Source organism: Maribacter taeanensis, assembly GCF_047345145.1.
Lineage (GTDB): Bacteria > Bacteroidota > Bacteroidia > Flavobacteriales > Flavobacteriaceae > Maribacter_C.
Genome location: NZ_JBLFER010000001.1, coordinates 174,221 through 186,260, shown reverse-complemented (window position 1 = coordinate 186,260; position 12,040 = coordinate 174,221). Strand labels below are relative to the sequence as shown.

Sequence of the window (12,040 nt, the reverse complement as noted above, 5' to 3'; positions counted from 1 at the left end):
ACAGTCATGACAACATTAGTAAGAATTGCAATCGCTCTCTTAATGAGTTTATTTTTATCCTCCTGTGGATTAGATATTCAAATTGGAAATTTTGGGACAGGTAAAAAAGGAAACGGAGTAGTAGTAACCGACACACGAACAGTTTCCGAAGATTTTACAAAAGTATCCGCCTCAGAGGGCTTAATGGTCTATGTTACCCAAGCAGATGAATTCAGCATTGAGGTAGAAGCCGATGAAAATGTGATAGATCTCATTGAAACTGATATTAGAGATGGTAAGCTTCGCATTCATGCTGAGCAAAATATTGGAAGAGCTACCAAAAACATTTATGTTTCCCTGCCAAAAGTTACCGTACTTCGAAGCTCTAGCGGAGCTCATCTAACTACAAAAAACACTATCAAGACAAGTGAACTTGAAGTAGATGGAAGCAGTGGTGCGCAATTAGATTTAGATGTAGCCACCAATGAAATTGACATCGATGCTAGTAGCGGGGCTAATCTTAGTATTACCGGTACCGCAGATGAAGCTGTGGTTGACGTGAGCAGCGGAGGCAACATAAATGCAAAGAACCTTGAAACACGAACATGTAATGCAGACGCCAGTAGTGGTGGAAATGTAAAAATACAAGTTTCAAAATCTCTTATAGCTGACGCCAGTAGCGGTGGAAACATTTCATATTCAGGTGACCCGAATGTCGAAAAAAAGAAATCGGTTTCTGGCAGTGTTCACAAATACTAGAACCCATTTTTAGGTTGTAAGGGGCTCGTCAAAACTTTGACGGGCTTCTTCTTTTTCATGGAAAATAGTTTCTATATCTTAGAGGAAATCTATTTTTTCCAATGCAACTAACTTTAAAAAAGTACACCCTCAATCTCAAACATACTTTCCGCATTTCAAGAGAAGCCCACGATACGCAAGACACTCTAGTAGTTGGTCTTTCTTTAGACGGAAAAACAGGATATGGCGAAGCAACCGCCAATCCATATTATAAAATTTCCATAGAAAGTATGATGGCTGAAATTACAGCTATTGAAAGTGATTTGGCAACTTTTGCGTTTACTACACCAGAAATCTTGCACGGTTTTTTGATTTCTGAAGGACTGAGCAATTTTGCTATTTGTGCACTTGATTTGGCTGCCCATGATTTATATGGAAAACTAGAGGGTAAACCGCTCCATGAAATTTGGAAAACAAGCACAGACCACTACCCTATTACCAACTATACTATTGGCTTGGCGTCTATTGATGAAATGGTAGCTAAAATGAAAGAAACCCCTTGGCCCATTTATAAAATCAAATTGGGTACGGAAGATGATGTAGCCATTGTCAGAGCGCTCAGAGAACACACTGATGCCATATTCCGTATCGACGCAAATTGTGCATGGTCGGCAAAAGAGACCATTTTCAACGCCCCCTTACTTAAAGATTTGGGAGTAGAATTTCTTGAGCAACCCTTAAAAGCTGATGACTGGGAAGGTATGGAGCAGGTGATGCACCAAAGTGTGCTTCCCGTAATCGCCGATGAGAGTTGTATCGTTGAAACCGATGTTGAAAAATGTGGACTCCATTTTTCAGGAATCAATATTAAGCTTACCAAATGCGGAGGCCTTACTCCTGCTCTAAGAATGATTAAAAAGGCTAAAGAAATGGGACTGAAGGTAATGGTAGGCTGCATGACGGAATCTACGGTTGGTATCTCGGCAATCGCACAACTACTTCCACAACTAGATTATGTTGACATGGACGGGGCTATGCTTCTGAATGGCGATATCGCTCAAGGAGTTGTCATTTCTTCAGATGGTAAAGTAATCTTCCCTTCATTAGGAGGAAGCGGCGTAACCTTGAATTCATGACCTATTCTGTAGACGCATTTCCTGGAAGAACTATTTCCGTAGACGGGAAATCCTATTTGTACTTCGGAGGCACCTCCTATTTAGGACTACAAACCGATGCTGTTTTTCAGGATATCTATATCAAGAACCTCAAAAACTATGGTACTAACTATGGCGCGTCTCGAAAGGCGAATGTGCAAATCTCAGTTTTTGAAGAGGCTGAAAAGTATTTAGCAAATCTAGTAGGTAGTGAAAGTTGTATTACAATGTCTTCCGGGTATTTGGCAGGACAATTGGTCGCACGAAGTCTGAATTCTGATGTCTACGAATTATTTTATGCTCCGGAGTCTCATTCAGCGGTCCATATTCCTGGTATGGAACCTTATCAAAGTTTTGACGATTTAAGCACAGCTATTAGCAGCCATTTTAATAAGAGCAAAAAAGTTCCAGTAGCTTTTATGGATTCTATATTAGTGTTAGAAGGTGGGTACCCACATTTTGCCGGACTCAGAAGGCTTCCATTGGAAAAAATCATTCTTGTTATCGACGATTCTCATGGAATAGGTATTGTGGGAGAAAATGGATGTGGCGCCTATGAACGAGCCAAACAACTCAATGCAAAAGAAGTAATCGTCTGCTGCTCTTTAGGAAAGGGCTATGGCATACAAGCTGGAGGAATCTTTGGCTCGAAAAACCGAATAGAACAATTCAAGAATACTGATTTCTTTGGTGGAGCGAGTCCAGCATCCCCCGCTGCAATAGCAACTCTTTTAAATGGTAAAAAGGTATTCGAAGAAAAACGAAAATTGTTGAACCAAAATATTCAATGGTTTGTGAAGTCTTTGAAAAATCCGGAGTTATTAAACTATTTAGATAACTATCCGGCTTTCTATTTTTCAAACCCGAAAATTGCTTCTTTTCTTGAAAAAAATGATGTTCTGATTACCAATTTCAACTATCCGAATGAAGATTCTCCATTAATGAGTCGAATCGTACTTTCAGCAGTGCATACCAGGGAAGATATCACAGTTCTAGCTGAACTTTTAAATGCACTTTAATATCATTTCCTAAAAATAACCACTCCTTAATTTAACTATTCTTAATTATTCATATAAATATTGATAATTTGTTAAAATTTTCGTAACTTTTTAGTGTTCCCCAGTACTGATAACACTAAAATCTACTGAAATGAAAAAACTACTCGGATTGGTTTTTTTGATGTTAATTCTTGTATCATTTACTGAATTCACATCTTCAAAACAACAGACAACAGCAAATTCATTAGAAGGAACTTGGGAACTCGTTAATCGTTACAACTACGATCAAGGCAACGTTACAGATACCCTTTTGAATGTAAATGGATATCGGCAAATTAAAATTTATAGTAAAGGTAAAGTCATGTGGACGCGGCACTCCCCCGACGATCCTAACGAATGGTTTGGCTATGGGTCTTACACAAATACGGCTGAAGAATTGGAGGAAAGACTCGAATATGGTTCAGCAACTATGATGGCCATTCAGGATACGGTTCAAGTTTTCAAATTTGAACTCCATTTATATAAAGATAGTTTTAGTCAAATTTCCTTAGATGAAAATGGGATTCCTGAGTCTTCTGAAAACTATAAGCGAATAGACTAACCATATCTGTATTAACGAAAAAGCCGCTATTTTCAATAGCGGCTTTTAATTTTCTAAAATTCGTATGTATCTATCATTAATTAAACATTATACTGGTCGCCCACAACTTCTTCGACAGAACCTACGGTTGCAAGGTATCTTTCTGCATCTAAGGCTGCCATACAACCTGTACCGGCTGCAGTTACCGCTTGACGGTATTCTTTATCCTGAGCATCACCGCTGGCAAACACACCAGGAAGATTGGTTTTTGTAGATTTTCCTTCAGTAATCAAATACCCTGTTTCATCCATATCTAACTGGCCCTTAAAAATATCAGTATTCGGCTTGTGACCAATCGCAATAAATAGTCCCGTAATAGCAATATCCTCTTTCTCACCGGTCTGATTGTTTACCATTCGTAAACCTTCAACCACTTGGTCACCCAAAACCTCATCAACTTCAGTATTATATCGAACTTCAATATTCTTTAGGCTGTTCACACGATGCTGCATCGCTTTAGAAGCACGCATATAATCTTTACGCACCAACATGGTCACTTTGTTACAAATATTTGCCAAATACGACGCCTCTTCCGCAGCGGTATCACCCGCGCCTACAATTGCAACGTCTTGACCTTTATAAAAGAAACCGTCACAAACGGCGCACGCAGAAACACCTCCACCACGTAACTTTTGCTCACTTGGTATGTTTAAGTATTTCGCCGTAGCACCAGTAGAAATAATAATAGTTTCCGCTTCAATTACCTTATCTGAATCATCAATAGTTGCTCTGTGAATTCCACCAACTTCCTTGCTCAATTCTACCGCGGTAACCATACCTATTCGAACTTCTGTACCAAATCTTTCAGCCTGCTGCTGTAATTGTACCATCATTGTTGGGCCGTCAATACCTTCTGGGTATCCCGGAAAGTTATCGACTTCCGTAGTTGTAGTCAATTGACCTCCAGGCTCCATCCCCGTATATAATAAGGGTTTCAAGTCCGCTCTTGCAGCATAAATCGCAGCGGTATACCCCGCAGGACCTGAACCAATAATCAACGTTTTTACTCTTTCAATTTGCTCTGACATATTCCTATTCTTCTATACTATTTATAAAACAAAAGTAGGTTTTTTGATAAAAACCTTACAGTTAAGTTATTAAAAGTTTTTCATCAAAAATGTGTCTCAAAAACCTTAATAATTGGTTTTTAAGGGAAAAAAATTGCTTTTCGTAATTTTTTTTTACCAAAATTCACTTTTTAACTCATCGCTCACTTCACCTTAAAAAAGCAGGCGGAAGCAAAATCACAAGCTGTTAATTCCACTAAAATCTAATCTTTACAAGGCTTTTAACACTTTTTAAAAGAGTAATTCAGTTATCTTTGGCCCGAAAGTTGAAGGAAAATACCCAATTATAAGTAAAGGTGTTATTGCAAAGACTTTGAAAATGGAAACAAACAAACTAAGAACAATCGTTGTTGATGATTCATCGCTGCAACGAATGGCAGTTAGTAAGCTAATAAACGACCACCCCAATCTTGAATTAGTTGCCGAATACAACAATGGGATGGAGGCCTACAAGAATGTTGAGCAAAATCAAATTGATTTGATTTTTCTTGATGTAGAGATGCCTATACTTAATGGCTTCGAGTTTATCGAATCCTTATCTAATATTCCACAGATCATATTGATTACGGGCAAGCCTGATTATGCCTTAAAGGCTTTTGACTATGATGTTACAGATTATCTTTTAAAACCGATTACCAAATCTCGCTTTGCAGCTTCTGTTAAAAAAGCCCTTTTCAAAAATGCCAAAAGTAATATTACGAAGGGTGATGAAGCACATATCTATGTGAACAGTAACCTTAAAAAAGTTAAGGTAGTTGTTAATGATATTAAGTGGATTGAAGGTTTAGGTGATTATATAAAGTTAGTTACGATAGATAATAATAATATTCTGGTTCTTTCTACTATGAAAGCCTTCATTGAAAAACTACCCCAAGATAAATTTCTTAGAATTCATAAAAGCTACATCGTAAATCTTGAAAGAGTCGAAAAATTTAGTAGCGCTCAGGTTGAAGTTGAAGGACAACAAATTCCTTTAAGTCGTTACAAGAAATTGCAACTTGAAGAAGCATTACTTAATGCAGAAGAGAGCTAATTCTGTATTACCATTGTTCCCCCGCTAGGTTGCACTTCAAAAGCTTCTAAATCAATATCAAATTCCTTTTTATAGGCTATCTCCGCAGTTTTTCTGAAATTATCGACTTCGGTTTCGTGAACAATATTTAGAGTACAACCACCAAAACCTCCACCGGTCTGACGAGCGCCAAGAACCATAGCATTATCCTTGGCAAATTCAACTAAAAAATCAGATTGGGGACAACTAACTTCATATAAATCTCGAATTCCTTCGTGAGCCTCATATAAAAGGGCTCCTACCTCTTTCAAATCATTCTTTTTGAAAGCTGCCACCATTTTATGCACTCTTTTATTCTCATCAATAATAAAAGAACATCTATTGTAAACAGTAGTACTCATTTGGTTTTTAGAAGCTTCTAATATTTTTCGAGTTACATCTCGTAGTGTATTGATTTGAGGGTTTTCTTTTTTCATAATTACAACCCCTTCTTCACATTCTTTTCTTCGCGTATTATATTCACTCGAAGCTAGATTATGAGATACTTTGGTGTTTAACATTATAATTTTATAAGGATTAATGTCAATCGGAATATGTTGATATTGAAGAGATTGGCAATCCAAAAGAATCACATTCCCTTGTTTACTCATAACCGAAGCAAACTGATCCATAATTCCACATTGCGTTCCCACATAACTATGTTCGGCACGTTGAGATAATTCAACAATTGTTATTTTTGAAAGTCCCAAGTCAAACAATTTATTCAAACCATAGGCTAGACCACATTCCATTGCAGCAGAAGAACTAAGTCCGGAACCTAAAGGAAGATTGCTTTCAATTGTGCAATCAAAACCCTTTACCTTATCAGTGAGTTTTGAAATTTCATTGAGCACACCAAGAACATAATTTTCCCACTCCGTCTTACTTATTGCAATGTTTTTAAGGTCTAAGGAAAACCCGTCATAACCTATTGAATGAATGTTGCATTGGGTTTCAGATCCATTTTTCTGAAGTTTAAATGTAATAGTATTTCCAATCGCCGTTGGAAGCACATACCCCATATTATAATCGGTATGCTCGCCAATAAAATTGATTCTTCCTGGGGAAGCTATTGTAAGTTCGGGACTAAAATTTTCTAAAAATTGCATTCTTTTTTTATTTTTCTTTGGATTTTTCAAGCATCGCCGCCGTAACAACGGTACGAAAGCCTAGATGTTCTAAAGAGGAATCTAAACTTGTAGCCATGCGCGCCGATATACGATAACTGGCACAGTAGGAAGCATTACACAAGAAAGATCCTCCTTTCATAACCTTTTCCTTTGCATACGGATCTCCTTCGTTAAATGGACGTTCGGCACCCATAGGGTTTACTATGACTTGATTCATTTTAGAAACTTCATCATAATAGCTGGTGTTGTACCAGTCGCTAGTCCATTCCCAAACATTGCCTGCTATATCATAAAGTCCTAAACTATTTGGTGCAAATGATTTTACCGGCGCGCGACTTTCAAAACCATCAACTTTTGTATTATTAACTGGAAATTGACCTTCCCACGTATTTGACATTTTAGCAAGTTTGGTTTCATCATTTCCCCAGAAATAAGTGGAAGTTTTATTATTTCCTTTTGCGGCCATCTCCCACTCTGCTTCGGTAGGAAGTCTCCTTTCAGCCCACTTGCAATAGGCCTGAGCATCCTCATATGCAATGTGTACAACAGGTTCCTTCTCTTTACCAACTATATTGCTATTTGGACCATTTGGGTGCTTCCAATTAGCTCCGATTGTCCATTTCCACCATTGCGAAAAATCATAAAAATTTTGTACTGGGTCTTTTGTTCTTTTAAAGGTCAAAGAACCTGGCTGCATAATGCTATCATGCGGTTTTGGAGTTCCTGCCGGGAGTTGTTTTTTCATTTCCTCCCAATTAATTGCTCTTTCTGCTATGGTTTTATATCCCGTAGCGTTCACAAATTTTTCAAACTGTAAATTTGTGACTTCAGTAATATCCATAAAGAAACCATCAACGGCAACCTTGTGCGCGGGCTTTTCATGCGCCATGGCCATCTTATCTTGTGGCACAGCTCCTTTTCTTATAATCCCTCCGGGAATCCAAACCATACCTACAGGAGAATTAATTCCTTCTGGTTTTTCGATTTGTACTTCTGTAGACTTATCATCAAGGGCTTTTACTAACTCTTTCTTTTCTTCCCCAGTACGCTCAGCATTCGGTTTTTTGTCATGTTTGCATTGCAACAAGATGCTACAAAATAAAATACACCCTAAAAGTTGAAATACACTACGCATTAAGAGATTTAATTGAAATTTAGGAAGCCGCTAATTTACTTTTTTTCGGCAAGTAAACCCTCTTGTAATATTGGAATTTTAAAATTTTTCATTTCTGGAATTTCACGTTCTGCCTTAAATATTTCAGCAGCTTTTTGTATTATTTCCGGATTCGTGTTCGCGAGGTTTTTCGTTTCCGTTGGGTCATCCTTCAAATTGTATAATTCCAAAGTAGTTGGTTGGTCGTTCTTTAAATTTTGTCGCACCACCTTCCAATCTCCCATACGAATTGCCACTTGTCCCCCATAGCTAGGAAATTCCCAAAACATAAACTCGTGCACTTCTTGGTTTGCTTCTGAAAGTAAAGTCGGAAGCATGCTTATACCATCAGAACCTTCTTCGATTTTATATCCCGCAACATCAGCAAAAGTTGCTAGCATATCATAATGCGCCGAAATGTGATCGCTCTTGCTCCCCGCTTTTATCTTACTAGGCCATGAAACAATCATGGGTACACGAATACCTCCTTCATATAAAAATCCTTTGCCTCTGCCGTACTGACTGGCAAAGGGTTTAGCGCTATCAAAAAAATCAGGATCTGCACCTCCCGCATAACTAGGTCCATTATCCGAAGTGAAAACTATTAAGGTATTGTCAAAAATATTTTCATCTTTCAGCTGTTGAATTAGTTTTCCAATATTTTCATCCAAATACGAAACCATTGCAGCATAAGCAGCACGAGGGTTTTGATGTGGAAAGTAACTCTTCTCGCCTAAATACGGTTTTTCATCTCCAAATTTTTCTTTGTAATAGTCGAGCCACTTTTGAGGGGCTTGAAGAGCAACATGTGGAATCGGTGTCGCCCAGTATAAGAAGAAAGGTTTGTCTTTATTTCTACTAACAAAACCGGTCAATTCATCAAACATCAAATCAGGAGAATAGTCTTTCAAAGTATAAGCAGCATAACTATTCGCATCAAGCGGATCTGAACCTTTAGGCAGCTTCGTATTGGGGGCAATGGTGTCATTTGCCAAATGTACTCGATCTCTATTTTTATATAAATGCAAAGGATAGTAGGTATGTGCTTGCCGTTGGCAATTGTATCCGTAGAAAAAATCAAAACCCATATCGTTAGGGATTGACTTTGTATGTGGTGCACCTAGGCCCCATTTACCGACTATTCCCGTGGTATAACCAACTTCTTTTAGTCTGTCAGCCATGGTAATAGTGTTTTCAAGCATTGGTCCTTGCCCTTCTAAGGTGGAATCTTTTGCCATTGCGATATAATTCCAAACATCGCCACGCTCTTTCCATTCACTGTTGCCTCTGATATAAGCATGACCTGCATGTTTTCCAGTCAAAAGCATATGACGTGCCGGAGCACAAACTGGAGCGCTACTATAATGCTGTGTAAAAAGCATTCCCGCTTTAGCCAATAAATCGATATTGGGTGTTTCAATCTTTTGTTGACCGTAAGCACCAACTTCGCCATAGCCTAAATCATCGGCTAAAATATAAATGATATTGGGCTTCGATGATTGATCTTCATTCTTAGTTTCCTTTACCTCTTCTTTACAGGACAAAAAGAATGTCCCTGCAATCAGCAGGGACAAAAATGATTTCTTTAAAAACATACTTTCAAGGTTTGAAAACTACATTACAATACTTTTACCAGGAGTAGGAATATCATACCAACCATCAGCATTTGGCTTTACTGGAGCTGGAGAATCCCAATTTAAATTTTCAGGCACCAAAGCCAAATTCGATTGCATAGCCTCGTCCCATTTCACAACTTTACCAGAATAAGTAGCCATTCTTCCTAAAATCGCGGTCATTGTACTTTTAGCCCCATTTTCAGCATTTGCAATAACACCTCCGTTTCGAATTGATTCAAAGAGTTTGATGTGTTCCACTTGATACGGATTCGGATCGTCTTTACCACGATGTTCAAACAAAATATTTCCACTCCAATCTTTCAGGGTTGCATTATCGCCTTCAGTTGAAACAGTTCCTTTTGTACCTTGAAAAAACTCTGAAACCCTGCTCATGGTCTCTGGTTGATGTCTGCACTGACTTGCAATTACCGCTCCACTAGGATAGGTGTATTCCACAAAGTGATGATCAAAAATTTCACCATGATCTTTTCCATTACGAACTTGACGCCCACCCATACCTTGAGCAGAAATTGGGTATTCTCCAATAAACCAATTCGCCACGTCAATATTATGTATGTGTTGTTCTAGAATATGATCGCCGCACAACCAATTGAAATAATACCAATTACGCATCTGATATTCTAGCTCGGTTTGACCCGGCTGGCGTTCACGAACCCATACCCCTGCGCTATTCCAATATACCTGACCAGAAACAATTTTTCCTATTTTGTCTTGTTTCAATTGATCTATTGCCGCTAAGTAATTGTCTTGATAATGACGTTGCAGACCAACTACTACATTTAATTTATTCTCTTTGGCCTTTTTTGCAGCCGCCAAAACTTTTCTAACTCCCGGTACATCTGTTGCTACAGGTTTCTCCATAAAAACGTGCTTGCCATTGTTTATGGCATACTCAAAATGTTGGGGTCTAAAACCTGGAGGAGTTGCTAAAATCACAACATCAGCTAAATCCATTGCCTTTTGAGCTCCATCAAAACCAACAAATCGGTTTTTTTCAGGGACATTAACTTTTTTAGTTTCCCCCATTTCTTTTGAAATGTTAGCTAAGCTTCCTTGAAGCCTATCTTCAAAAGCATCTGCCATTGCAACAAGCTCAACATTATCATCAGCATTTAGCGCTTGAACCGCTGCTCCTGTTCCACGACCTCCACATCCCACCAAAGCAATCTTTAGTTTTTTATCATTAAAGACGTTGGCCATACCACTCATTTGCATATTGGGTAAAAGCATTGCGCCCCCTGTAAATAAGGCTGTATTTTTGACAAAATCTCTTCTTGATTTTCTTGAACTAATACCTTTCTTTTCGTTTTCCATAGTAGTGAAGCTTATTTGTTGGTTACTAATCTGATTATGAAGTTGTTTGTAAGTTAAAAAGAAAAAAACAAATATGTAAAGTCGTCTGATGTATTCTGGTGGTAGGCGCTCCTTCCCAAATTAAAATTTGGAAAAAATCATAAATATATATCGTTTGGATGGACTCAAAAAAATGAATATTTACCGTTTTTAGAAATGATTTTATACCTTACTTGATATAATCAAGTTTACCATATTACGCTAAAACCATTTAAAAATAGTGTTGTGATACAAGATTTAGCAGATAAACATCAGTTGGTTTCAAATATTTTCAAACTTCCAAAAACTCCGGAAGAATGGGATCTATACCGATTAAGTGAAGAGCAAGTTTCCCATTTCCATGAATATGGCTATTTATCTGGAATCAAAATGTTGAACGAAGATCAAATAGAAACTTTGAAAACAGAATTAGCGGAAATTATTGATCCTAAACATCCTGCACATGAATTGTTTTACGAATTTAATAGCAATGAATCAGAAGATCCCAACTCCGTTCTATTTCATTCATTGGGACATTGGAGAATTACCCCAGGATTTCATGATGCATTATGGAATCCCGCATTTATAATGGCTGCTCATCAATTGTTAGAGAAAAGACCCGTTCGATTTTGGCATGATCAATTGTTCTGCAAACCTGCAAAACATGGTGGTGTGGTTGCTTGGCATCAAGACTATTCGTATTGGACACGGACCGTTGCCATGCAACATTTGACTTGCTGGACAGGCCTTGATGACGCTTCCATTGAAAATGGCTGTTTGCATTATATTCCCAAAAGTCATAGATGGGGATTATTGGATGCGCCTTCTCTTGCTGGTGATATGAATGGATTAATGAATTACTTATCCGAAGAACAAAAAGAAATGTTCAAAAATCCTGTTGCTATTGAATTGGAAAAAGGACATGCAACTTTTCATCACCCTTTGATGGTTCATGGTTCGTATGAAAACAAATCTGAAATGAGTCGAAGAGCTTTTGTCTTAAATGTTTTTGCGGATGGTACCGCTAGCAATACCAATGATGAACTTCTTTCCGGAGTACCCCCAATTGCAAAAGGCGACAAAATGGAAGGTAAATTTTTTCCGCTATTGTTCGGAGGGACATAAGCACTCTACCCTATTAATTCGTTTATAAAAATTTGG

11 protein-coding genes are annotated in these 12,040 nt (G+C 38.0%); 6 read left to right on the top strand and 5 right to left on the bottom strand.

Features of this window, described 5'->3' with window-relative positions; all coding sequences use genetic code 11:
* The first annotated feature begins 6 nt into the window (after window positions 1-6).
* The 4 genes from ACKWCD_RS00705 to ACKWCD_RS00690 all read left to right on the top strand — a co-directional run bounded on the left by ACKWCD_RS00705 (window position 7) and on the right by ACKWCD_RS00690 (window position 3,470).
* Entirely contained in the window at window positions 7-738 is a 732-nt protein-coding gene (locus ACKWCD_RS00705; protein ID WP_413981999.1) for a head GIN domain-containing protein, read from the top strand.
* 101 nt (window positions 739-839) lie between these two features.
* Window positions 840-1,853 (top strand): dipeptide epimerase, encoded by a 1,014-nt coding sequence (locus ACKWCD_RS00700; RefSeq protein WP_413981998.1) that lies wholly within the window; start codon window positions 840-842, stop codon window positions 1,851-1,853.
* On the top strand, window positions 1,850-2,890 hold the full coding sequence (locus tag ACKWCD_RS00695; RefSeq protein WP_413981997.1) for an aminotransferase class I/II-fold pyridoxal phosphate-dependent enzyme: 1,041 nt from the start codon (window positions 1,850-1,852) through the stop codon (window positions 2,888-2,890). Before ACKWCD_RS00700 ends, ACKWCD_RS00695 begins: the two co-directional genes overlap by 4 nt.
* A 130-nt stretch (window positions 2,891-3,020) precedes the next feature.
* Window positions 3,021-3,470 (top strand): hypothetical protein, encoded by a 450-nt coding sequence (locus ACKWCD_RS00690; RefSeq protein ID WP_413981996.1) that lies wholly within the window; start codon window positions 3,021-3,023, stop codon window positions 3,468-3,470.
* Between the two features lie 80 nt (window positions 3,471-3,550).
* Here the strand turns inward: ACKWCD_RS00690 and trxB are convergent, their stop codons facing one another.
* Window positions 3,551-4,537 carry a thioredoxin-disulfide reductase gene (gene trxB, locus ACKWCD_RS00685; RefSeq protein WP_413981995.1) on the bottom strand — a complete coding sequence of 329 codons (987 nt, stop codon included), beginning with the start codon at window positions 4,535-4,537 and terminating at the stop codon, window positions 3,551-3,553.
* 358 nt (window positions 4,538-4,895) lie between these two features.
* Here trxB and ACKWCD_RS00680 point away from each other — a divergent pair, with 358 nt between their 5' ends.
* Complete coding sequence (locus tag ACKWCD_RS00680) at window positions 4,896-5,609, top strand: LytR/AlgR family response regulator transcription factor (RefSeq protein WP_413981994.1); 714 nt, start codon at window positions 4,896-4,898, stop codon at window positions 5,607-5,609.
* Here the strand turns inward: ACKWCD_RS00680 and galK are convergent.
* Genes galK through ACKWCD_RS00660 form a run of 4 tightly spaced genes read right to left on the bottom strand, consistent with a single transcriptional unit; the run spans window position 5,606 to window position 10,861 of the window.
* Window positions 5,606-6,736 (bottom strand): galactokinase, encoded by a 1,131-nt coding sequence (gene galK / locus ACKWCD_RS00675; protein ID WP_413981993.1) that lies wholly within the window; start codon window positions 6,734-6,736, stop codon window positions 5,606-5,608. The genes ACKWCD_RS00680 and galK overlap by 4 nt on opposite strands.
* A gap of 7 nt (window positions 6,737-6,743) precedes the next feature.
* Entirely contained in the window at window positions 6,744-7,892 is a 1,149-nt protein-coding gene (locus ACKWCD_RS00670; RefSeq protein ID WP_413981992.1) for a formylglycine-generating enzyme family protein, read from the bottom strand.
* Window positions 7,893-7,927: 35 nt separating this feature from the next.
* Window positions 7,928-9,505 (bottom strand): arylsulfatase, encoded by a 1,578-nt coding sequence (locus tag ACKWCD_RS00665; protein ID WP_413981991.1) that lies wholly within the window; start codon window positions 9,503-9,505, stop codon window positions 7,928-7,930.
* Between the two features lie 18 nt (window positions 9,506-9,523).
* Window positions 9,524-10,861, bottom strand: a complete 1,338-nt coding sequence (locus tag ACKWCD_RS00660) for a Gfo/Idh/MocA family protein (RefSeq protein ID WP_413981990.1) — start codon at window positions 10,859-10,861, stop codon at window positions 9,524-9,526.
* Window positions 10,862-11,125: 264 nt separating this feature from the next.
* Here ACKWCD_RS00660 and ACKWCD_RS00655 point away from each other — a divergent pair, with 264 nt between their 5' ends.
* Complete coding sequence (locus tag ACKWCD_RS00655) at window positions 11,126-12,004, top strand: phytanoyl-CoA dioxygenase family protein (protein WP_413981989.1); 879 nt, start codon at window positions 11,126-11,128, stop codon at window positions 12,002-12,004.
* Window positions 12,005-12,040: the final 36 nt, after the last annotated feature.

What these genes read in the sequence shown, in the direction of transcription:
- ACKWCD_RS00660 (WP_413981990.1), bottom strand. Translation starts at nt 10,861, where the DNA reads ATGGAAAACGAAAAGAAAGGTATTAGTTCAAGAAAATCAAGAAGAGAT.
- ACKWCD_RS00680 (WP_413981994.1), top strand. Translation starts at nt 4,896, where the DNA reads ATGGAAACAAACAAACTAAGAACAATCGTTGTTGATGATTCATCGCTG.
- ACKWCD_RS00665 (WP_413981991.1), bottom strand. Translation starts at nt 9,505, where the DNA reads ATGTTTTTAAAGAAATCATTTTTGTCCCTGCTGATTGCAGGGACATTC.
- ACKWCD_RS00690 (WP_413981996.1), top strand. Translation starts at nt 3,021, where the DNA reads ATGAAAAAACTACTCGGATTGGTTTTTTTGATGTTAATTCTTGTATCA.
- ACKWCD_RS00700 (WP_413981998.1), top strand. Translation starts at nt 840, where the DNA reads ATGCAACTAACTTTAAAAAAGTACACCCTCAATCTCAAACATACTTTC.
- ACKWCD_RS00695 (WP_413981997.1), top strand. Translation starts at nt 1,850, where the DNA reads ATGACCTATTCTGTAGACGCATTTCCTGGAAGAACTATTTCCGTAGAC.
- ACKWCD_RS00670 (WP_413981992.1), bottom strand. Translation starts at nt 7,892, where the DNA reads ATGCGTAGTGTATTTCAACTTTTAGGGTGTATTTTATTTTGTAGCATC.
- trxB (WP_413981995.1), bottom strand. Translation starts at nt 4,537, where the DNA reads ATGTCAGAGCAAATTGAAAGAGTAAAAACGTTGATTATTGGTTCAGGT.
- galK (WP_413981993.1), bottom strand. Translation starts at nt 6,736, where the DNA reads ATGCAATTTTTAGAAAATTTTAGTCCCGAACTTACAATAGCTTCCCCA.
- ACKWCD_RS00705 (WP_413981999.1), top strand. Translation starts at nt 7, where the DNA reads ATGACAACATTAGTAAGAATTGCAATCGCTCTCTTAATGAGTTTATTT.